Source organism: Variovorax soli, from assembly GCF_031454625.1.
Classification (GTDB): Bacteria; Pseudomonadota; Gammaproteobacteria; order Burkholderiales; family Burkholderiaceae_C; genus Variovorax; species Variovorax soli_A.
The window spans coordinates 258023-278471 of the sequence record NZ_JAVDRF010000003.1 but is presented as its reverse complement, the minus strand read 5'-3'; the positions used below and the strand labels follow the sequence as shown (position 1 = coordinate 278471).

Here is a 20449-nt window from a genome sequence, read left to right as displayed (position 1 = left end):
CGGCGGCGACGGCGCTGGCGGCGCGGCATCCGGCCTGGGGCTACGTGGCGGCCTTCGCCGAAGCCGCGATGGTGGGCGCGATCGCCGACTGGTTCGCGGTGGTCGCGCTGTTCCGGCACCCCATGGGGCTGCCCATCCCCCACACCGCAATCATCCCGTCCAACAAGGACCGCATCGGCGCCCGGCTGGCCGGCTTCATCTGCAACAACTTCCTGAGCACGCCGCAGGTGCTGGCCAAGCTGGAGCAGCTCGATCCGGCCGCGCGGCTGGCCCACTGGCTGGCGCAACCCGCGCATGCCGCCACGCTGGGCGGGCACCTGGTGGCCGCGGCGCGCTTCGGCCTGGCAGCCTTCGACGATGCGCGCGTGCGCGAATTCCTGGGCCGCGCGGCGGCAGCCGGCCTGGCGCAGCTCGACATGGCGCGGCTGGCGGGGCAGGCCCTGGATGCGCTGACCGCCCATGGGCGACACCAGGCCTTGCTGGACGACGTGCTCGCGCAGGTGGCGGCCGCGGTCGAAGGCGAGGAAGTGCAGGTGCAGATCACCGAGGCGATCGCGCGCGAAATCCGCGCGCTGCGCTACGTGGGCCTGGACCAGGTCACGGCCCGGCTGGCCACGCGCAAGGTGGTGGCGGCCGCCGCACGCACCGTGGCCGAGATGGCCGGCGATCCCGCGCATCCGATGCGGCAGCGCTTCGATGCCTTCATGCACGAGTTCGTCCGCAAGCTCAAGACCGACCCCGAGTTCCAGCGCCGCGGCGAGGCCATCCGCGCGGAGCTGCAGGCGCACCCGGCCATCGGCGAATACCTGCATGGGCTGTGGAGCGAGCTGCTGGGCTGGCTGCACGAGGACCTGGCGAAGAGCGACTCGGCGATCCGGCAACGCATCGTCGCGATGGCCGGCACGCTCGGCGCGCGCCTGGAGGCCGACCCGGCGATGCGGCGCTGGATCAACGAGCAGATCGTGGATGCGGCACCGAAGGCCATCGAACGCTACCGGGAAGACATCCGCCGCTACATCGTCGAGCGCGTCGGCCAATGGAACGCCGAGGAGATGAGCGTGGAGCTGGAGAAGCACATCGGGCGGGACCTGCAGTTCATACGGGTCAACGGGACGCTGGTGGGCGGGCTGGTCGGCCTCGCCATTCACACCCTCACGCAAGCCTTCGCCTGAGCTCATTCCCCGGACAGGGAGGGAGCGCGTCGAGGATCAGGCCCGGAAGCGCTTGCGCGTCAACGCCAGAGCCGCCCAGAACGCAATCACCGTGTACCCCACCAGGACGACGGCATGCCGCCACCACCCCTGCGGCCACTGGTCCATGAACAGCGGCCGCACCAGCGCCACCGCATTCGCGAGCGGCAGCCAGTCGGCGATCCGGTGCACCACCTCCGGCAGCTGCTCCAGCGGAAAGAACACGCCCGAGAGGAACATCATCGGCGTCATGAACAGGGTGAAGTAGTAGGTGAAGAAGTCGTAGCTCTTCGCCAGCGCATTGAAGATCAGCGCGATGCACGAGAAGGTCACGCCCACCCCCGCCAACACCAGCCACGCGACCAGCAGCTTCGGGCTGTGGCTGATGCCCAGCCCCAGCATCACGAACAGGATCGCGGTGGTGGTGAAGATGGCCTTGAAGGCGGCCCACAGCATCTCCGCCAGCACCACGTCGTCGAGCCCCACCGGCGCGTTCATGATGCCGTCCCAGGTCTTCTGCACGTGCATGCGCGAGAAGGCCGAGTAGAGCGCTTCGAACGAGGCGGCGTTCATCGAGCTCATGCAGATCGAGCCGCTGGCGAGGAACAGGATGTAGGGCACCTGGACGCCCTCCACTGACACCTGCCCCACCAGCGCTCCCATGCCGTAGCCGAAGGCCACCAGCCAGATCAGCGGCTCGGCGATGTTGCCGATCAGGCTGGGGATCGCGAGCTTGCGCCACACCAGCAGGTTGCGCAGGAACACCGGCCACCAGCGCATCGACAGCTCGGGCGGTCGCCACACCGAAGGCGCGGCCGGCAGTGCATCATTGATCAGGGCACTCACGTACTTGCTCCAAATTGCGGGGAACACCGCAGAACCGGCTTTGCCGGGCCGCTGGTGTTGCCCCGGTGAGGGCTGAGGGCCGCGGCTCCAAGCCTGCCTGCGCAGGCTTGGACGGCCTGAAGAGACAAGGCCTCTGTGCCGCGGAACGTTGGTCGGCTCCACGAAGTGAGCCAACCTGGGGGAGAGCTTCATCTTCAACCGTCTTCACGTATCTGCCGGCCGGTGAGCTTGAGGAACAGGTCCTCCAGGTTCGCAGGCCGATGAAAGGTGCGCAAGCCCTTGTGGCCGTCGAGCGCATTCAGCAGGCCGCGCGCGTCCTGCGTGTAGAAGAACACCGTCTCGCCGCTGACTTCGACGCGCGCGGCGTGGTCCTTGAGCGGCGACTGCGCCAGCCCCAGCGCGCCGTTGCCGTAGACCTCGACCACGTCGGGCTCCAGATGCTCGGCGATCAGGTCGCGCGGGCGGCCCTCGGCGATCTTGCGCCCATGGTCGATCACGATCAGGCGCGAGCACAGGCGCTCGGCTTCGTCCATGAAGTGCGTGGTCAGCAGGATCGACTTGCCTTGCTGCAACAGCAGCTGCAGGCGCTCCCACATGAGATGGCGGGCCTGCGGGTCCAGGCCGGTGGTGGGCTCGTCGAGCATCAGGAGTTTCGGGTCGTTGACCAGCGCCCGCGCCAGCGACAGCCGGCGCCGCATGCCGCCGGACAGCTCGCCCGGCTTGACGTCGGCCTTGTGCGACAGCGCCGCGAACTCCAGCAGCTGCGGAATGCGCGGCGTGATCTCGCGCCGGCGCATGCCGAAATAGCGCGCATAGACCATCAGGTTCTCGGCGCAGCTGAAGTCGGGGTCCAGGGTATCGAACTGGCTCACCACGCCGAGCTGTGCCTTGATGGCGCGCGCGTCGCGCGGCATCGAGAGCCCGCTCATCGCATCGATGCTGCCGCCGTCGGGTGCGGTGAGCCCCAGGCACATGCGGATGGTGGTGGTCTTGCCCGCGCCGTTGGGGCCGATCACGCCCAGGCATTCGCCCGGCGCGATGGTGAACGAGAGGTCGTCGACCACGGTCGTCGCGCCGTAGCGCTTGCACAGGTGGCTGGCTTGGAAAAGAGGGGCGGGAGGGCTGAGCACCAAGGCATTGTGGCGCAAGGCCCCGAGGCCATCGGACTCAAAGGCGCAAGCCGTGGAACTCGTTCTTCATCCAGTCGATGAAGGCCCGGGTGCGCGCCGGCAGCAGGCGCGCGTGCGGATAGATCACGCTCACCGGCCGCGGCGCCAGCTCGAAGTCTTCCAGCACGATGCGAAGCCGCCCCGCTTGCACCAGCGGCAGCACCTGGTACGAGAAGAAGAAGCCGAAGCCCATGCCGGCCGCGCACGCTTCCACCGCGGGCGCAATGTGGTTGAACTCCAGGTTGCCGCGGGCGGCGACCGCGAAGTCGCGGCCGTTCTCGCGGAAGTGCACCGGTGGGCCGGGATGGATGCGCACGCAGTTGGCCTGGAGCAGGTCGCGCGGATGCCGCGGCGTACCGTGGGCGCGCAGGTAGTCCGGGCTGGCGACGGCCACGCGGCGGATGGTGCCGAGCTGCTGGGCCACGAGCGACGAGTCTTCCAGCGGGCTGATGCGGATGCCGACATCGATGCCCTCCTCCAGCAGATTCACCGTTCGGTCGTGCAGCAGCACGCTGCAACGCATCTTGTCGTGGCGCTGGAGAAAACGCACGATCGCGGGCGCCACGTACATGTGGCCGAAGAGGACGGGCGCGGTGACGGTGAGCTGGCCGGCGGGCTCGGCGGCCTCGCGCGTGAGCGCGCTGTCGGCAGCATCGGCCGCAGCCAGCACCTCGCGCGCACTTTGCAGGTACTGGCGGCCTTCCTCGGTCAGCGAGATGCGCCGCGTGGTGCGATGGAACAGCCGCACGCCCAGGTGTGCCTCCAAGGCGGCCAGCGAGCGCACCACCGCGGGCAGCGAGCTCTCCAGCGCGTCGGCGGCTTTGGTCAGGCTGCCCTGGTCGGCAATCTGCACGAAGGTCTGCATGGCTTTGAGGCGGTCCATGGAAATGATTAGACCGCAGATCGCAACAGTGAAATGCGAGTCGCGCCATTACTCCGAATGCCGGATCAAAGAACAATCGGGCCGAAGCACCCCAGGAGACCGCCGATGCCCGCCACCCATTCCGTCGCCGACGACAGCTCGTCCATCTCCGGCCGCAGCCATCGCATGCGGCTGTTTCTCCCGCCGCTGCAGGCGTGCGCCTGGGTACCGGTGGTGGCCACGCCGATCGGAGTGGCGTCATGAACGCCGCCGCATGGCACGAAGGCGAGCGCGCCTTGCAAGCGCGTGCCGGCATCGCCGAGCGCATGGCCGAGATCGGGCCGCGCGTGCTGCGCGACCACATGCCCGATCAGCATCGCAGCTTCTTCGCCCAGTTGCCCTTCCTGATCGCGGGCAGCCTGGACGGCGAAGGCCGCCCCTGGGCCAGCGTGCTCGCCGCGGCGCCCGGCTTCGCGCACTCGCCCGACCCGCGGCATCTGCGCATCGATGCACGGCCTCCGGCCGGCGATCCGCTGGCAGCCGCGCTCGCGGTCGGCGCGCCGATCGGGCTGCTCGGCATCGAGCCGCACACGCGGCGGCGCAATCGCATGAACGGCACGGTCGACGCGCTCGATGCGCGAGGTTTCTCCGTGCAGGTGGGCCAGAGCTTCGGCAACTGCCCGAAGTACATCCAGGCGCGCGAGCCCTTGTTCGTCGGCGGCGCGCCGGCTGCGGGCTTCGGGCCGCGCATGCAAGGGCTGGACGCCGCAGCCCGGCGCATGGTGCGCGCGGCCGATACCTTCTTCATCGCCACGGCGCATCCTTCGGCGGGCGCGGCACGCTCGCCGGCGGAAGGCGTCGATGTCTCGCACCGCGGTGGGCGTCCGGGCTTCGTACGGGTCGATGGAGGCTCGCTCATCGTGCCGGACTTCATCGGCAACGCCTTCTTCAACACGCTGGGCAACATCGCGCTGAATCCGATGGCCGGCCTGCTCTTCGTCGACTTCGACCATGGCGACCTGCTGCAGCTGTCGGTGAAGGCCGAAGTGATCTGGGATGGCCCGCAGGTCGACGCCTTCGAGGGCGCCGAACGCCTGCTGCGCATGGAGGTGCTGGCCGCGCAGCACGCGCCGGCCGCGCTGCCGCTGCGCTTCGGGGCAGCGAGCCTGTCGCCTTTCCTGGAGGCGACGGGCCGCTGGCCGGCCGAGCGCTGAACCGGCTGTGAAGCTCAGTGGAAGACCGGGATGCGCGCGTTCGCCGAGGGCGAGTAGTGCCAGCCCTGCGCGCGCAGCGCAGGCAGGTCCAGCCCGCGCGCCAGCAGCGCCTCGACGCCGGCCGCCGCCAGCGCGCAGGCCAGCGCCTGGCCGGGGCAGTTGTGGGGGCCGTGGCCGAAGCCGAGCATGCGTCGATCGTTGCGCCCGGGCATGAATAGATCGGGCTGCGCGTTCAGCCGGTGATCGCGGTTCGCCGCAGCCATCACCAGCAGCACCGCATCGCCGGCTTCGAGCCGCGTACCCGCCACGGTGGTGGGTTCGGCAACGAAGCGGCGGGTGTTCTGGACCGAGGGATCGTGGCGCGCCGCTTCTTCCACCAGTGCCCCGATCGATGCCGTCCGCGCGGCGATCGCATCGGCCAGGCCCGGCTCGCGCACCAGCGCCACCACGCTGTTGCCCAGCAGGCCGGCCGTGGCCTCGCAAGTCTGCGACAACAGGCCGGCGAGGTTGGCGAGCAGCGCACGCGAGGCGTCGCCGGGCGCTTGCGCGCGCACGGCCGCGAGCAGGCTGCCGTCGCGCGCCGGCCGCGCCGCGACCAGGGCTTCGAAGCGCGCCATCAGCGCGGCCGCGGCCTCGCTGGCGGCACGCAACTGGGCCTCGGTGGAGAGCGGCGAAAGGCAGGCGACGAAATCGCGCGTCCAGTCCGCGATGCGCGGCAGCGCTTCGTCGGCAAAGCCCAGCAGGTGGGCCACGCCCGCGACCGGCCAGGCGAAGCAGGCTTCGGACAGGGCCGGCACCGGGCGCTGCGCCATGATGCGCGGCATGGCCGTGTGCACGCTACCGAGGTCGAGCCCGCCCAGCGCACGCTGCAGGATCGGCTTGTGGGCGGCATGCGCCGCACCGTCGTTCATGCGCACCAGCCGGCCGAAGAGCTCGCCGGCCGGCGTGCCGGCAATCGCCCGCGGCACCGGCTCCGCCACCGGGCGCACCCGCAGCGCCGGGTTCGCGAAGGCCTCCTGCAGCACGTCGGCGCGGCTCGCGACCCAGAGGCGCAGGCCCTCGTCGCGCACGAGCGCCGGTCCCGCGCGCAGCCGTGCGTACCAGGGATAGGGATCGGGGTGGGTGACGGCCGCGATGGCGTCGGCGGGTGGGTCGATGTGTCTTTGTTCCATGCCGGCAGTGTGGCCCTTCGCGCACGTCCACACTTCGCTTAGCATCGAAGCATGGATGCACCAACCGCCGACACCCACCTGGCGCGCCTGGCCGGCGCGATTGCCGAACCGGCCCGCGCCCGCATGCTGTGCTGCCTGCTGGACGGCCATGCCCGCACCGCGACCGAGCTGGCGGCCGTCGGCGAGGTCGCGGCCTCCACCGCCAGCGCGCACCTGGCGCGGCTCAAGGAACAGCGACTGGTGGAATCGGTGGCACAGGGCAAGCACCGCTACTTCCGCCTGGCCGGCAGCGACGTCGCCGCCATGCTCGAGGGCCTGCTGGTGGTGGCCGGCGCACCGCGCGGCGAGTTCCAGCCCAGGACGCCGAGCCGGTTGCGCGCCGCCCGCACCTGCTACGACCACATGGCCGGCAAGGCCGGTGTCGCGCTGCACGACCGGCTGCATGCGCAGGGCTGGCTGCAGGCCGATGGCGATGTCTACGAACTGACGGCGCAAGGCGCGGTGGCGCTCGAAAGCCTGGGCCTGGACATCGATGACGCGCGCCGTTCGCGCCGCCGCTTCGCCTGTGCCTGCCTCGACTGGAGCGAGCGGCGCCCGCACCTGGGTGGCGCACTGGGCGCCGCCTGCCTGCAGCTCGCGCTGCGCCGCGGCTGGGTGCGCCAGGCGCTCGACGGCCGCGAGCTCGCGCTCACGCCCAGGGCGCAGCGCGAGATGCCGGAGCTGTTCGGGCTGGCCTGAGCCCGGCCGGCCTCTCTGAAGCGGCCTGCACTGCAGTGCGCCGCACGGAGCTCGCGCCCCGGCACCGCCGCGCTGCTCGATCAGGTCTTGAGCTTGAGGATGTAGGTCAGCACGCCCGCCATCGACTGGTCCAGCTCGAGGAAGGACTGGAAGTCCTTGCCCTCCATCCAGTAGTTGTCCCAGTTGTTGCGCTTGACGACCTTCTGCCACGCATCGTTCGCCACCCCGCGCCGCACGGCATCGAGCAGGACGGCCTGCCGCGCCGCAGGCACGCCCTTGCCGGTGAAGACCCCGCGCCAGTTGGCCAGGTCGGCATCGACGCCCTGCTGCCGCACCGAGGGCACGCCCATGAAAGCATTCCGCGAGGACACGCCGACCGCGCGCAGCTTGCCGCTGGCGATGTGCTCGCTGAACTCGCTGTAGCCGGAGATGCCGGCGATGGCCTTGCCCGACTCCACGGCCGACACCACCTGCGCGCCGCCCGCGAAGGGCTGGTAGACCAGCGCGGCGGTGTTGCCGGTCGCGCGTGCCAGGATGCCGGCGAACATGTGGTCGATGCCGCCTGCGGAGCCGCCCGCGATGCCGGCATTGGCGGGATCGGCGCGCATCTTCGCGATCAGGTCCTTCGCGGTCATGATCGCGGAGTCGCCCCGGACCACCACCACTTCATAGTCGCTGGTCAGCCGCGCGACCGGCGCGATGCGGCTCATGTCGACCGCGGGCTTCTGCAGCGCGACGGCGCCGACCATCACCATGCCGCTCATCAGCAGGGCGTCGGGATCGGCGTCGTACTTCTCGACGTAGCGCGCCAGGCCGATGGTGCCGCCCTTGCCCCCGATGTTCTCGTATTCGATCTGCCCCACGGCGCCGGCGGCCACCATGGCGGCGCCGAGGGCGCGGCCGGTCTGGTCCCAGCCGCCGCCCTCGTTGGCGGGAATGACGATGCGCAGCTTGGGCAGGGCCGGCGCTGCGGGCAGGGCGGGACGTGCCGCCTGGGCCGAGGCCACGGCCGGCAAGGCGCCGGCGGCCGTGGCGGCGAGCCACGAAGTGAAGAGGCGCCGCGTCGTGTGAACCATGAGGTCTCCGGGAGTTTGGATCGGAGAAATCGTAGCCACGGATCTCCGCGCCCGGCCGGGGCCCGCGGCACGAAAACGTCGCGCCGGATTCAGGAATTCACGAAATGCCCTGCCAGAAACGTAACTACTGGAAGGCCACTTCGGCGAAGCTTCGCAGCTTGCGGCTGTGCAGCCGGCTCGATCCCTCGCTGCGCAGCACGTCGATGGCGGCCATGCCGATGCGCAGGTGCTGCTCGACGCGCTCGCGGTAGAAATGGTTGGCCATGCCCGGCAGCTTGATCTCGCCGTGCAGCGGCTTGTCGCTCACGCACAGCAGGGTGCCGTAGGGCACGCGGAAGCGGAAGCCGTTGGCGGCGATGGTCGCGCTTTCCATGTCCAGCGCCACCGCGCGGCTCTGGCTGAAGCGGCGCTGCGGCTGGTTGCCCGGCAGGAGCTCCCAATTGCGGTTGTCGGTGCTGGCCACGGTGCCGGTGCGCATGATCTTCTTGAGCTGCGTGCCCTGCATGCCGGTGACGTCGGCCACGGCCTTCTCGAGCGCCAGCTGGATTTCCGACAGGGCCGGGATCGGCACCCACAGCGGCAGCTCCTCGTCGAGCACGTGGTCCTCGCGCACGTAGGCGTGGGCCAGCACGTAGTCGCCCAGCTGCTGCCCCTGGCGCAGGCCGGCGCAGTGGCCGAGCATCATCCAGGCGTGCGGCCGCAGCACGGCGACGTGATCGGTGATGGTCTTGGCATTGGCCGGGCCCACGCCGATGTTGACCATGGAGATCCCGCTGCAGTCCTCCCGCACCAGGTGGTAGCCCGGCATCTGCGGCAGCCGCCCGGGCGGCGTGCCCTGGCTGCCGTCGAGCAGCGAGCCATAGAAGGTGCTCGTGCCCGCGGCCAGGCCGCGCCGGCGCGTGACCACGTTGCCGGGCTCGATGAAGGCGATGTACTCGCTGTGCTCGTCGGCCATCGCCTCGCGGCCCAGGCGCACGAACTCGTCGATGTAGAACTGGTAGTTGGTGAAGAGCACGAAGTTCTGGAACCACTCGGGCGCCGTGCCGGTGTAGTGGCGCAGCCGGTGCAGCGAATAGTCCACCCGCGCCGCGGTGAAGAGCGACAGGGGCTGCGCCTCGCCCGGCCGGGCCTCGAAGGTGCCGTTGGCGATGCCGTCGTCCATCGCGCCGAGGTCGGGCAGGTCGAAGACGTCGCGCATCAGCACGCGGCGCGCGACATCCATCGTGCCTTCGATATGGTCGTTCTCGGCGAACGAGAAATGGATCGGGATCGGCTGGGTGCTGGTGCCGACTTCGAGTTCGACCTCGTGGTTCTCCAGCAGCAGGCGAAACTGCTCGCGGTAGTAGCGCTCGAACAGGTCGGGGCGTGTCAGCGTGGTCTCGTAGCGGCCCGGCCCGGCCACGAAGCCGTAGCTGAGCCAGGCGTTGGCCGCCGGCGTGCGGCGCGAGACGGTGTGCGTGTGCACCCGCACGAAGGGGTAGCAGGCCCGCACCCGGCCCGGCATGCTCTCGCCGGCAACGAAGCGCTGCATCGCCTCGCGCAGATGCGTGAGGCCGCTGTCGTAGATGAGCCGCACCTGCTCGAGCGCGGCAACGGGGTCGGTGAAGCGGGCCGGGGCGATGAAAGCAGGCATGTAGGGCATGCGAGCGATTGTGCAACGCGCGCCGCCGCTCCCTCAGCCCGGCATCGGCTCCCGCATGGTGACGAACTCCTCCGCGACCGTGGGATGAATGCCGATGGTGCTGTCGAACACCCGCTTGGTCGCGCCCGCGCGCATCGCGACGGCGAAGCCCTGCACCACCTCGCCCGCATCGGGACCCACCATGTGCAGCCCGACCACGCGGTCGGTGGCCTGCTCGACCACCAGCTTCATGAAGGTGCGCTCGCCGCTTTGCGAGAGCGTGTGGCGCAGCGCCTTGAACTCGCTCGAGAACACCCGGACCTTGCCGAACTTCGCACGCGCCTCGGCCTCGGTGTAGCCGCAGGTGCCGATGTTGGGATGGGTGAAGACGGCCGTGGGGGTGAACTCATAGTCCAGCTCGCGCGGCCCTTGGCCGAACAGCATGTCCACCACCACCATGGCCTCGGCCAGCGCCACCGGCGTGAGCTGTTGCGTGGTCGACACGTCGCCGACCGCCAGGATCGAGGGCACCGAGCTGCGGTAGTGCGCATCGACCACCACGCCGCCGCGCGGGTCGAGCTCGACACCGGCGGCTTCCAGGCCCAGGCCCTGGGTGTTGGGCACCCGGCCGGTGGCATACAGGATGACGTCGGCCTCCGTGCGCACGCCGCGCGAGCTCAGCGCGCACAGGCCGCTCTCCTGGCGCGTGATCATGCCGATCTCGCTGTTGACGCGAATGTCGACACCGGCGCGGCCCATCTCCTTGGCCAGGAACTGGCGAACGTCCTCGTCGAAGCCGTTGAGCAGGTGCGGGCCCCGGTACAGCTGCGTCACCTTCGCGCCCAGGCCGTTGAAGATGGAGGCGAACTCGCAGGCGATGTAGCCGCCGCCCACCACCAGCAGGCGCTCGGGAAAAGGATCGAGATCGAACATCGCGTCCGACACGACCACGTGCTCGCGGCCCTTGAGCTCGGGCACGAAGGGCATGCCGCCGGTGGCGACCAGGATGTGGCGCGCGGTGTGCTTCTTCTCGCCGATCTGCACGGTGTGCGCATCGGCCAGGCAGGCCCAGCCCTGGATCAGCGTCACGCCCGCGCCTTCGAGCAGGCCGCGGTAGACGCCGTTGAGCCGCGCGATCTCCCGAGCGCGGTTGGCCTTGAGCCGGCGCCAGTCGAAGCGCGGCGGGCCGTCGAGGGTCCAGCCGTAGCCGGGCGCCTCCTCGAAGGATTCGGCATAGCCGGCCGCGTAGCTGTAGAGCTTCTTGGGAATGCAGCCGACATTGACGCAGGTGCCGCCCAGCTCGGCACATTCCGCGAGGGCCACGCGGGCACCGCGCTGCGCGGCCATGCGTGCCGCGCGCACGCCGCCGCTGCCGCCGCCGATCACGAACAGGTCGAAGTCGAATGTGCGCATGAAAGGCCGCTCCTTGCGGCCGACTGTAGCCGGCCACAGGAAGGGCTGCCGCGCGAGGTGAACGCGCTGGGCTCAGGGCCGGTCGTTCTGCTGGTTGGAATCCCTCGACATGTAGCGCTGCTGCTGCTGGGCGCGCGCTTCGCCGGCGCGCTGCTGCATCTGCTGGATCTGCTGCTGCGCGCGCTGCTGCTGGTTCTCCTGCGCCTGGCGCTGCGCGTTGAGCTGCTGCATCTGGAGCTGCTGGGCCTGCTGTTGCGCCTGCATCTGCTGCTGCCGCAGGGCCTGTTGCTGCTGCATCAGCTGCATCTGCTGCAGTTGCTGGGCCTGCGCCGCTTGCGCGGCGCGTTGCTGCATCTCCTGCTGCGCGCGCAGGGCCTGCTGCTGCTGCAGCTGTAGCTGCTGTTGCTGTTGCAACTGGAGCTGCTGCTGTGCCTGCGCCTGCGCGGCGCGTTGCTGCATCTGCTGCGCCTGCTGCAGTTGCTGGGCCTGCGCGGCCTGGGCTGCACGCTGCTGCATTTCCTGCTGCGCGCGCACGGCCTGCTGCTGCTGTTGCATCAGCTGGAATTGCTGCTGGGCCTGGCCCTGCGCGGCGCGTTGCTGCAACTGCTGGGCCTGCGCGGCCTGGGCCGCACGCTGCTGCATCTCCTGCTGGGCGCGCACGGCCTGCTGCTGCAGCTGAAGCTGCTGCTGGCCCTGTTGCGCCTGCTGCAGCTGGCGCGCCTGCAGCGCCTGGATCTGCCGTGGCCGCAGGTCAGGGGGCGGCAGTGCCGCGGCCGAGCGCCCGAAGCCGCCGAAGTGCCGGTCGCCACGCGGCGAAATCGGCACGGCCGTGGTGATCGGCAACTGGGCGACCCGGTCCTCCGGCACGCGCAGGAAATCGCGGCGGGCGATCGGGCCGCGTCCGAAGATGTCCACCGGCACCAGCGAAAGCGCGCCCGGCGTGTTGCGGTGCAGGTAGTCGGCGCGCGCGAGCTGCCGCTGGTACGCGATGGCGCGGTTGACCTCGTCGATGTAGCGCTGGCTGGCGCGGTAGCCCGGCCGCCAGGCTTCGCCCGGCGCGAGCGGGAACCAGCCCACGCCCGGCCGACCGCCGGCCACGACGTTCGCCTGGGCACCGGCGCCACCCACGAAACCGACCAGTGCCGGCGCATAGACCGGCCTTGCATTCGCCCGTCCCGGCACCCAGGCCCAGCGCGGCCCGATGCGCGCCCAGCGGCCGTAATGCGAAGGCGCGAAGCCCCACGGCGCCGCGTCGATCCAAGTCCAGCCCCAAGGCGCGATGTCGACCCATTGGCCGTCCCGGTAAGGCGCCCAGTCGGCATCCACGCTGCGCGGATACCAGACGTTGCCGTAGGTGGGATCGGTTTGCCAGTCGCCGTAGCGGTCGAGCTGCTGGTAGCCGAGCATGTCGCGCGAGACATAGCGCGCCGAGATCGACTGGTCTTCCAATCGGTCGCGCTCCGCCACCCAGCGGTCGAAGGCGTCGTCGCCGGCGCGCACCGCGGTGCCGCTCACCGCCGCCAGCTGGCGCCCCGAGACCGTGAGCTGCTGGTGGGCGCCGAGCGCCACCGATTCGCCGTTGTCGCCGAAGAGCGTGACTCCGCCGGCGGCGACCGCCACGTTCGTCGTGCCGGCGGCCGGATCGACGTCGATGCGGTAGTCGCCGGGGGTGTCGACCACCATCGCTAGGTTGGCAGTGCCGATCTCCAGGCGCTGGTCGGCCGGGGCTTCGCGAACGCGCAGCTGCAGGCGGCCCTGGTTGATGGTGAAGCGGGCGCTGTCGTCGTCGAGTTCGGAGATGACCAGCTGGGTCTGCTCATCCATGCGCACGGCGGTGGAATCCACATAGAGCTCGGCGCGGGCATGGCGATCGGTCCAGAGCCGGTCGCCGGTGGTGATCGGCCGGTTGGGCACCGCCTCGTACCAGCTGTCGTCGCCGGCCGGCGAGAAGCTGACGGTGCCTTGCTGCTCGTTGAGGCGGGCCACGCGGCCCGGGGGGTCTTGCTGCGCCCAGGCGGCGGCGCTGGAGAAAAGCAGCAGCACCAGGCCCAGCAGCAGCCAGCCGGCGGTGCGGCCGCGGGCGCGCGGATGCGTGCGATGTTTCATGATCGTCCTCGAATCGATGCCGATGTCGATGCAACGCGCCAGCAGTGCGCTGCGCTGGCATCCGGATTGCAAAGCTTTTGGAACTATCCCGCGCGCCGCGCAACCGCGTGTAAGCAAGGGACTTATCGTGTCCTCGGATGGCTGAGGAAGAAACGCAGCATTTCGGCGCTCGCGTCCGGCCCGGCGGGGTCGGTGAAGGACCCATCGGCGCTGCCGCCGGCCCAGGCATGGCCGGCGCCATGCAGGAGCCAGTGTTCGACCGCGATGCGGCCGCGGGTATCGGCATAGGTCCAGCGCGTGAAGGCGCGGCCGCCCTCGGAGCGCCCGCGCATCTCGTGGGCGGGCGCACGCTCGCCCGCCGCCAGCAGCCCCGCCACCGCATCCGCCGCCACCTGCTCCCCATTGCGCGGATGCACGGTCTCGTCGGCATCGCCGTGGAAGACGATGGTGGGGCGCATCGGGCCGCTGAGCGTGGCCTTGTCCGGGCCGTTCTTCATGGCGCCGATCGCGGAAACGAGGTCGTGCGCCGCGCCGGCCGGCAGGCCCGCGTGAACGCCGACGGCAGCGAAGAGCTCGGGATGGACCCGGCCCAGGATGTCGGCCATGGAGCCGCCGGCGGACAAGCCCGCCACGTAGACGCGTGCCGGATCGGCCCCGTGCTCGTGCATCACCGCCTGCGTGAGCGCGGCCAGCAGCGCGGGCTCGCCCCGCCCGGCCTGCTGGTGCTGCGGCAGGAACCAGTTCCAGCATCTGCCGGCGTTGTGCTTCTGGGTCTGGCTCGGGTAGAGCACGAGGAAGCCGAGCTCGGCGGCCAGCCGGTTCATCCGCGTGCCGGCGGCGAAGTCCTCCGGGTGCTGGGTGCAGCCGTGCAGCATCAGCAGCAGCGGGCGGGGCCTGCCCATGCCCCGCCCGGGCACGAAGAGCTTGTAGTCGACCGTGCGGTGCTGGTGCTCGAAGCGGCCGTCGAGCCATTGGTCGGCTGGCGCAGTCGGCAGCAGGCCGATGCGCCGCACCGGTTGCAGCAGCGCATCGGCCAGGCGCCCGAAGCGGCGCTTCCATTCATCGAACAGGGAGGCCATTGCCGGCGCTTAGCGCCCTAACCTCCGTAGAGATACTTGGGCAGCCACAGCGTCAGGCTCGGCCAGATGTACATGAACACCATGCACAGGATCACGATCAGCATGTAGGGCATCATGCCCGCGAAGATCTGGTTGAGCGTGACATGCGCGGGCGACACGCCCTTCAGGTAGAAGGCCGACATCGCCACCGGCGGCGACAGGAAGGCGGCCTGCAGGTTCACGAACACCAGCACGCCGAAGAGCAGCGGATCGATCTGGAAGTGCGTCAGCAGCGGCAGGAAGATCGGGATGAAGATCACGATGATCTCGGTCCACTCCAGCGGCCAGCCCAACACGAAGATGATGGCCTGCGACAGCAGCAGGAACTGCAGCGGCGACAGGTTCATCGAGAGCACCCAGTGCTCGACGATGCTTTGGCCGCCCAGCAGCGCGAACACCGCCGAAAACAGCGCGGAGCCGACGAACAGCCAGCAGACCATGGCGGTGGTCTTGGCGGTCAGGAAGACGGCCTCCTTGATGCGCTGGAAGTTCAGCGTCTTCGCCTGCCATGCCATCAGGAAGGCGCCGGCCGCACCGACCGCCGCCGACTCGGTAGCGGTGGTGATGCCGAACAGGATCACGCCCAGCACGACCAGCGTGAGCACGCCCAGCGGCATGACCGAGGACACCAGCAAGCGCAGGATCTCGAACTGCTCGGCGTCCATCTTCCAGTAGTACAGCGCGAGCAGCGCGAGGGTGATGGCGCAGGTGATCCAGAAGCCGGTGTAGAAAGATTCGGGCACCGGTTCGGCATGCGGTGCCGCCACCGGCTCGCCGAGCTGTTGCAACCCGCCCGCGGGCTGCGGCGTGTCGGGCTCGGCGCCGGGCGGCTCCTGCGCGCCGCCTGAAGACGGCGGCTCCTGAAGGCCTTCGGTGGGCGGCTCCTGCAGGCCTTCGGGCTTCGGCGCTTCCAGTCCCTGCGCGGACGGCTCGGCCAGGCCGGCACCGGAATGCTCCTCCGCCGGCGCCTCGGCCGCCACCGGCGCGCTGGTGTCGGTCTGCTGCGAATAGATGGTCACGTACCACCAGACCGAGCCCAGCGTCACCACCGCCAGCAGCACGGGAACCAGCGCAGTGCCGAGGAAGCCCACCAGCGTGAGCCAGCGCAGGCGAACGCCTTCGGCGGCGCCGGCCAGGGCCCGGCCCGGCGCCAGCACGGCGGCAGCGAGCGCCGGCAGCATGCGCTGCGAGTAGCGCTGCGCGATGTGCGCCACCGCAGGTGTGATCGGCGCGCGCTGCTGCTCCAGCGGCAGCTTCGGCGCCACCTTGGGCTGGATCAGGGCCCAGCCGACCACGTAGATCAGGTAGAGGAAGGCGAGGAAGAAGCCGGGGAACATCGCCGCCGCGTAGAGCTTGACGACCGACTGCCCGGCCACCGCCGCGTAGACGATGATCATCACCGAGGGCGGGATCAGGATGCCCAGCGTGCCGCCGGCAGTGATGACGCCGGCCGCCAGCCGCGTGTCGTAGCCCGCGTTGAGCATCGGCCGCATCGCGATCACGCCCATCAGCACCACCACCGCGCCGACCAGGCCGCTGGCGATGCCCCAGAACGTGCAGATGATCAGCGTCGCGACGGCCAGCGAGCCGGGCACACGGCGGAAGGCCAGCTGCACGCTGTGGAACATCTTGTCCACCAGCGCGCCGCGCTCCATCACGTAGCCCATCAGCACGAACAAAGGGATCGACAGCAGCGTCTCGTTCGTCATTGCGCCGTAGGTGCGCTGCACCATCAGGTCGAAGACATGGTTGTCGAACCAGGGCGTGGCCGGGTCGTAGAAAGCGGCAAAGCCGAACAGCATGCCCAGCCCCATCAGGGTGAAGGCGGTGGGGAAGCCCATCATGATCACGACCACGATCAGGCCCAGCATGGTCAGGCCGAGTGCGGCATTGCTCATAAGGCAAGCTCCGTGCGCCGCGCTGCGGTGCGGGCCTCCTTCGGATCGGCCGGGCGAAGGCTCATGTGGACTCCCTTCCGCGCTGACGCGCCGCCTCGTCCACTTCCTTGGCCCGCTCGATCACGTCGCGCCGGGACTCCTCGTCGACATAGGTGCTGCCGGCCAGTTGCTGCTCGACCACGTCCATCTCCTCGGCGTCCTTGAGCCGCGCCGGCCACTCGCCGGTGCGCAGGCACACCACGCAGCGAAGGATCTCGGCCAGCCCCTGCAGCATGACGACGGCGCCCGCCACCGGGATCACGAACTTGAAGGGATACACCGGCAGCGGCGTGGCATTGAAGGTCTGCTCGCGCATGGCAAGCGAATCGTGGAAATAGTCCCAGCCGGCCCAGGTGAGGGCCCCGATGCCGGGCAGGAAGAAGAGGATGTAGAGCGCCAGGTCCAGCGTGGCCTGGGTGCGCGGCTTCATGCTGCCGTAAAGGAAGTCGCCGCGTACATGGCCGTCCTGCGAGAGCGTGTAGGCACCGCACATCATGAAGAGCGTGCCGTACATCATGTTGTTGGCGTCGTAGATCCAGGCCGTGGGCGCGTTGAGGGCATAGCGCTTGAAAACCTCGGCGCAGACCACCAGCATCAGCACGACGATGAGCCACGCGAAGGTCTTGCCGGCCCAGGTGCTTATCCGGTCGGCAACATGCAGCAGTTGTTGGGTGTTCATCGATGCCCCTGCGACAGGCAAAAAAATGAGCCTTCCGGTGATGGCCGGAAGGCTTGCTGGTCCACACCGAAACTCACGCCTTCTTCTGGGACGCGCCTGCGCCGAAATAGTGGTTGTAGGCCATCTTGAAGTCGACCATGTAATCGCTCTGCCACTGGCCTGCGCTCTTGGCGAAGGCCTTCTGCGACTCGAGCACCTTCTTGAACAGCGCGTTTTCCGCCGACTTCTTGGCGATCGTCTTGTCCCAGGCAGCGAGCTGCGCGCGCAGGATGGCGTCGGGTGTCTTGTAGAACTTGACGCCCGCCTTCTTGAGTTCCTCGTAGTCCTTCGTGTTGCGGTCGATCGCCTTCCAGCTCATGTCGGCGCTGGCCGCCTGCACCGCGTAGTCGATGATGGACTTGAGCTCTTGCGGCAGCGCGTTGTACTTGGTCTTGTTGAACAGGATCTCGAACTGCTCGCCGCTTTGGTGGAAGCTCTGCAGCATGCAGTTCTTGGCCACGTCCTGGAAGCCGAGAGCGCGGTCGCTGGACGCGTTGTTGAACTCGGCGGCATCGATCAGCCCGCGGTCCAGCGCCGGCACGATCTCGCCCCCGGGCAGCGGGTTCACCGCCGCGCCCAGTTCGGTGAACACGTCCACCGCCAGACCCACGGTGCGGTACTTCAGGCCCTTGAGGTCCTCGACCCGTGCGATGGGCTTCTTGAACCAGCCCAGCGGCTGCGTGGGCATCGGCCCGTAGAGGTAGGAGACCACGTCCATGTTGATGGCCTTGTAGATCTCCTCCAGCAGCGCCTTGCCGCCGCCGTAGTTGTGCCAGGCCAGAACCATGTTGGGGTCCATGCCGTAGGCGGGGCCCGAGCCCCACAGCGCGAGCGCCGAGTTCTTGCCGTAGTGGTAGGCCACCACGCCATGGCCGCCGTCGAGCGTGCCTTTGTTCACCGCTTCGAGCAGCTGGAAAGCGGGCACCACGGCACCCGAAGGCAGCACCTCGATCTTGAGACGCCCGCCGGCCATGTCATTGACCTTCTTGGCGAAGTCGTTGGCGTATTCGTGGAAGATATCCTTCGCCGGCCAGGTGCTCTGGAAGCGGAACGATGTGGTCTGCGCCATGCTGACCATCGGCGCCGACATGGCGCCGGCCGCCACGGCCGCACCCTTGAGCAGGCTGCGGCGGCGGTTCGATTGGGAGGCTGTCATTGCGTGTCTCCATAGGTGGCTGGAAAACCCCAGACTGCCATCTTTGGACATGTGAACAAGCGTGACAAAGAGGGTTTTCACGAACTGGTGAAAAATCATCGATCGAGCCGCGCACCGCCCTACGCACTAACCCTGAAACTGCAGCGACCTGAAGGAAAGAAAGCCTATGACCCAAGCAGCCCAGAACCCCTCCGGTGCGAGCCATGCACCAGCCGGTGAACAGCAAGGCATCCGGCCCGCCGAGGGCTATGCCGGCGACGTGCTGCCCGAGCTGGCTCATGCATGGATGACGAACGGCGAGGCCGTCATGGTGGACGTGCGCAGCGATGCCGAACGCGAGTGGGTGGGCTATGTGCCCGGCGCGGTCGGCCTGGCGTGGAAGCAATGGCCCGGGATGGCCTTCAATCCCGGCTTCGATGCCGGGCTGCGCGCCAATGTGCCGGCCGGCAAGAAGGCATTGATGCTGTGCCGCAGCGGCGTGCGCTCGATCGCCGCGGCGCGGCGTGCCACCGAGCTCGGCTTCGAGGCCTACAACATCCTCGAGGGCTTCGAGGGCGATGCCGACGCTGAGGGCCACCGCGGCCGCAAGGGCGGCTGGCGCTTGCGCGGCCTGCCGTGGAAGCAGAACTGAACAGCGCCGGCCGATGCACGACCCGCGCGCGTCCTCGCCAGGAGCGCTCGGGGAAAAGCGCGTCGACAAGGCAGCGCGGCCGGACTATTTCAGGGGCGGAATCCTGAGCTTCTGCCCTGGATAGATCTTGTCCGGGTGCGTCAGCATCGGCTTGTTGGCCTCGAAGATCGCGTTGTACTTGTTGGCGTCGCCGTAGTACTTCTTGGAAATGGCCGACAGCGTGTCGCCCTTCACCACGTCGTGGTATTGCGCCGGGTCCGCCGCCGGCGCCACCAGCTGGTTGTCGACCTTGGTCACGTTGGCCACGTTGCCGGCCGCGAGCGAGGCCTTCTCGCTGGCTTCCTGCGAGGGCGCGTTGCCCTTGAGCGTGACCAGCCCCTCGGCGGCGACGTAGCTCACTTCGAGGCCGGTCAGCCCGAGGTTCTGCGTCTCGATGTAGGTCTTGATGGCAGCAGCCGCGGCCTTGTTGGCATCGGGCTCCGCGGCGTGGGCAGAGGAGCCGCCGAACAGCTTTTCTCCCGCCTCCTTGATGAAACTGAGCAATCCCATGGGGCTCTCCTTGTGCCTTGGTTGAGGGAGGGTCACTTTAACGGCAGCAAATGACGGCCACGCGTAGGCCGGGGTCGCTACTGCAGGCGCCGGCGAAGGCGGAGGAACAGCGGATTCGACGCTGGCGGCCCACAGTCGCAATAATGCCGCGCATGGCATTCCTCGCGATCGACATCGGCAACACCCGGCTCAAGTGGTCGCTCTACGACGCGGCTCGGCCGGGCGCATCGCTGCTGGCCCACGGCGCCGAGTTCCTCGATCACATCGAACGGCTGGCCGAGGGGCCCTGGGCCGACCTGCCCGCCCCCAGTTCGATGCTGGGCTGCGTGGTGGCGGGCGATGCCGTGCGGCGTCGGGCGGAGGAACAGCTGACGGAGCGCTTCGACTGCGCCGCGCGCTGGGTGGTGTCCAGCGCCGCCGAGGCCGGCATCGTCAACGGCTACGACCACCCCACGCGGCTGGGCGCCGACCGCTGGGTCGCGATGATCGGCGCGCGCCACCGCATGCTCGCCGAGGGCCCCGCCCGGCCGATGGTGGTGGTGATGATCGGCACCGCGGTCACGGTGGAGGCGGTGGATGTGCATGGCAAGTTCCTGGGCGGCCTGATCCTGCCCGGCCACGGCATCATGCTGCGCGCGCTCGAGTCGGGCACCGCGGGGCTGCACGTGCCGACCGGCGATGTGCGCGAATTTCCGACCAACACCAGCGATGCGCTGACCAGTGGCGGCACCTATGCCATCGCCGGCGCGATCGAGCGCATGGTCCAGCATGTGCGTGCGCATTGCGGCGCCGAGCCGGCCTGCTACATGACGGGCGGAGCGGCCTGGAAGATGGCGCCGAGCATGAACGGGAACTTCGAGCAGGTGGACAGCCTGATCATGGACGGGTTGCTGGTGATCGCGCAGGAGCGCTTGCTGGCTTCCTGATGTCTTC

At 69.3% G+C, this 20449-nt stretch carries 18 protein-coding genes and 1 pseudogene; 6 read left to right on the top strand and 13 right to left on the bottom strand.

Annotation, left to right across the window (positions count from 1 at the left end; all coding sequences use genetic code 11):
• Positions 1-44: 44 nt before the first annotated feature.
• On the top strand, positions 45-1172 hold the full coding sequence (locus J2739_RS08470) for a DUF445 domain-containing protein (RefSeq protein ID WP_309900467.1): 1128 nt from the start codon (positions 45-47) through the stop codon (positions 1170-1172).
• Between the two features lie 36 nt (positions 1173-1208).
• Here the strand turns inward: J2739_RS08470 and J2739_RS08465 are convergent, their stop codons facing one another.
• The 3 genes and pseudogenes from J2739_RS08465 to J2739_RS08455 form a co-directional block, all read right to left on the bottom strand.
• Positions 1209-1970: an ABC transporter permease gene (locus tag J2739_RS08465; RefSeq protein ID WP_309901094.1), complete on the bottom strand. Its 762-nt coding sequence runs from the start codon at positions 1968-1970 to the stop codon at positions 1209-1211.
• Between the two features lie 260 nt (positions 1971-2230).
• A pseudogene (locus tag J2739_RS08460) lies at positions 2231-3085 on the bottom strand (ATP-binding cassette domain-containing protein); the annotation flags it as partial.
• Between the two features lie 118 nt (positions 3086-3203).
• Positions 3204-4088 (bottom strand): LysR family transcriptional regulator, encoded by an 885-nt coding sequence (locus tag J2739_RS08455; RefSeq protein WP_309900465.1) that lies wholly within the window; start codon positions 4086-4088, stop codon positions 3204-3206.
• Between the two features lie 105 nt (positions 4089-4193).
• Between J2739_RS08455 and J2739_RS08450 the strand changes: the two genes are divergently transcribed.
• The gene (locus tag J2739_RS08450) at positions 4194-4331 is read left to right on the top strand and encodes a hypothetical protein (RefSeq protein ID WP_309900464.1); all 138 of its coding nucleotides are present in this window, start codon (positions 4194-4196) and stop codon (positions 4329-4331) included.
• The gene (locus J2739_RS08445) at positions 4328-5281 is read left to right on the top strand and encodes a pyridoxamine 5'-phosphate oxidase family protein (RefSeq protein WP_309900462.1); all 954 of its coding nucleotides are present in this window, start codon (positions 4328-4330) and stop codon (positions 5279-5281) included. Before J2739_RS08450 ends, J2739_RS08445 begins: the two co-directional genes overlap by 4 nt.
• A gap of 14 nt (positions 5282-5295) precedes the next feature.
• Here J2739_RS08445 and J2739_RS08440 read toward each other — a convergent pair whose 3' ends face one another.
• The gene (locus J2739_RS08440; protein WP_309900460.1) at positions 5296-6453 is read right to left on the bottom strand and encodes a cytochrome P450; all 1158 of its coding nucleotides are present in this window, start codon (positions 6451-6453) and stop codon (positions 5296-5298) included.
• Between the two features lie 51 nt (positions 6454-6504).
• Here J2739_RS08440 and J2739_RS08435 point away from each other — a divergent pair, with 51 nt between their 5' ends.
• On the top strand, positions 6505-7191 hold the full coding sequence (locus tag J2739_RS08435; protein ID WP_309900458.1) for an ArsR/SmtB family transcription factor: 687 nt from the start codon (positions 6505-6507) through the stop codon (positions 7189-7191).
• 80 nt (positions 7192-7271) lie between these two features.
• Here J2739_RS08435 and J2739_RS08430 read toward each other — a convergent pair whose 3' ends face one another.
• From J2739_RS08430 to J2739_RS08395, 8 genes are all read right to left on the bottom strand, one after another.
• Positions 7272-8267 carry a Bug family tripartite tricarboxylate transporter substrate binding protein gene (locus J2739_RS08430; protein WP_309900456.1) on the bottom strand — a complete coding sequence of 332 codons (996 nt, stop codon included), beginning with the start codon at positions 8265-8267 and terminating at the stop codon, positions 7272-7274.
• A 124-nt stretch (positions 8268-8391) separates the two neighbouring features.
• Positions 8392-9909, bottom strand: coding sequence for an AMP nucleosidase (locus tag J2739_RS08425; protein ID WP_309900454.1), 1518 nt, complete (start codon positions 9907-9909; stop codon positions 8392-8394).
• Between the two features lie 33 nt (positions 9910-9942).
• Entirely contained in the window at positions 9943-11301 is a 1359-nt protein-coding gene (gene gorA, locus J2739_RS08420) for a glutathione-disulfide reductase (RefSeq protein WP_309900451.1), read from the bottom strand.
• A 72-nt stretch (positions 11302-11373) separates the two neighbouring features.
• Entirely contained in the window at positions 11374-13407 is a 2034-nt protein-coding gene (locus J2739_RS08415) for a DUF6600 domain-containing protein (RefSeq protein ID WP_309900450.1), read from the bottom strand.
• Between the two features lie 122 nt (positions 13408-13529).
• Complete coding sequence (locus J2739_RS08410) at positions 13530-14486, bottom strand: extracellular catalytic domain type 1 short-chain-length polyhydroxyalkanoate depolymerase (RefSeq protein ID WP_309900448.1); 957 nt, start codon at positions 14484-14486, stop codon at positions 13530-13532.
• 17 nt (positions 14487-14503) lie between these two features.
• Positions 14504-16423: a TRAP transporter large permease subunit gene (locus tag J2739_RS08405; protein WP_309900446.1), complete on the bottom strand. Its 1920-nt coding sequence runs from the start codon at positions 16421-16423 to the stop codon at positions 14504-14506.
• Between the two features lie 61 nt (positions 16424-16484).
• Positions 16485-17141, bottom strand: a complete 657-nt coding sequence (locus J2739_RS08400) for a TRAP transporter small permease subunit (protein ID WP_309900444.1) — start codon at positions 17139-17141, stop codon at positions 16485-16487.
• Between the two features lie 73 nt (positions 17142-17214).
• Complete coding sequence (locus tag J2739_RS08395) at positions 17215-18336, bottom strand: TRAP transporter substrate-binding protein (protein WP_309900442.1); 1122 nt, start codon at positions 18334-18336, stop codon at positions 17215-17217.
• Between the two features lie 166 nt (positions 18337-18502).
• Here J2739_RS08395 and J2739_RS08390 point away from each other — a divergent pair, with 166 nt between their 5' ends.
• Positions 18503-18967 carry a rhodanese-like domain-containing protein gene (locus tag J2739_RS08390; RefSeq protein ID WP_309900440.1) on the top strand — a complete coding sequence of 155 codons (465 nt, stop codon included), beginning with the start codon at positions 18503-18505 and terminating at the stop codon, positions 18965-18967.
• 84 nt (positions 18968-19051) lie between these two features.
• Here the strand turns inward: J2739_RS08390 and lysM are convergent, their stop codons facing one another.
• A complete protein-coding gene (gene lysM, locus J2739_RS08385; protein WP_309900438.1) occupies positions 19052-19516 on the bottom strand; it encodes a peptidoglycan-binding protein LysM in 465 nt (154 codons plus the stop codon).
• Between the two features lie 152 nt (positions 19517-19668).
• Here lysM and J2739_RS08380 point away from each other — a divergent pair, with 152 nt between their 5' ends.
• Entirely contained in the window at positions 19669-20442 is a 774-nt protein-coding gene (locus tag J2739_RS08380; RefSeq protein WP_309900436.1) for a type III pantothenate kinase, read from the top strand.
• Positions 20443-20449: the final 7 nt, after the last annotated feature.

Bases quoted from the DNA above. Each gene is read 5' to 3' on its own strand.
- J2739_RS08465 (WP_309901094.1), bottom strand. From the start codon at position 1,970: ATGCGCTGGTGGCCGGTGTTCCTGCGCAACCTGCTGGTGTGGCGCAAG.
- J2739_RS08455 (WP_309900465.1), bottom strand. From the start codon at position 4,088: ATGGACCGCCTCAAAGCCATGCAGACCTTCGTGCAGATTGCCGACCAG.
- J2739_RS08450 (WP_309900464.1), top strand. From the start codon at position 4,194: ATGCCCGCCACCCATTCCGTCGCCGACGACAGCTCGTCCATCTCCGGC.
- J2739_RS08445 (WP_309900462.1), top strand. From the start codon at position 4,328: ATGAACGCCGCCGCATGGCACGAAGGCGAGCGCGCCTTGCAAGCGCGT.
- J2739_RS08440 (WP_309900460.1), bottom strand. From the start codon at position 6,453: ATGGAACAAAGACACATCGACCCACCCGCCGACGCCATCGCGGCCGTC.
- J2739_RS08435 (WP_309900458.1), top strand. From the start codon at position 6,505: ATGGATGCACCAACCGCCGACACCCACCTGGCGCGCCTGGCCGGCGCG.
- J2739_RS08430 (WP_309900456.1), bottom strand. From the start codon at position 8,267: ATGGTTCACACGACGCGGCGCCTCTTCACTTCGTGGCTCGCCGCCACG.
- J2739_RS08425 (WP_309900454.1), bottom strand. From the start codon at position 9,909: ATGCCCTACATGCCTGCTTTCATCGCCCCGGCCCGCTTCACCGACCCC.
- gorA (WP_309900451.1), bottom strand. From the start codon at position 11,301: ATGCGCACATTCGACTTCGACCTGTTCGTGATCGGCGGCGGCAGCGGC.
- J2739_RS08415 (WP_309900450.1), bottom strand. From the start codon at position 13,407: ATGAAACATCGCACGCATCCGCGCGCCCGCGGCCGCACCGCCGGCTGG.
- J2739_RS08410 (WP_309900448.1), bottom strand. From the start codon at position 14,486: ATGGCCTCCCTGTTCGATGAATGGAAGCGCCGCTTCGGGCGCCTGGCC.
- J2739_RS08405 (WP_309900446.1), bottom strand. From the start codon at position 16,423: ATGAGCAATGCCGCACTCGGCCTGACCATGCTGGGCCTGATCGTGGTC.
- J2739_RS08400 (WP_309900444.1), bottom strand. From the start codon at position 17,141: ATGAACACCCAACAACTGCTGCATGTTGCCGACCGGATAAGCACCTGG.
- J2739_RS08395 (WP_309900442.1), bottom strand. From the start codon at position 18,336: ATGACAGCCTCCCAATCGAACCGCCGCCGCAGCCTGCTCAAGGGTGCG.
- J2739_RS08390 (WP_309900440.1), top strand. From the start codon at position 18,503: ATGACCCAAGCAGCCCAGAACCCCTCCGGTGCGAGCCATGCACCAGCC.
- lysM (WP_309900438.1), bottom strand. From the start codon at position 19,516: ATGGGATTGCTCAGTTTCATCAAGGAGGCGGGAGAAAAGCTGTTCGGC.
- J2739_RS08380 (WP_309900436.1), top strand. From the start codon at position 19,669: ATGGCATTCCTCGCGATCGACATCGGCAACACCCGGCTCAAGTGGTCG.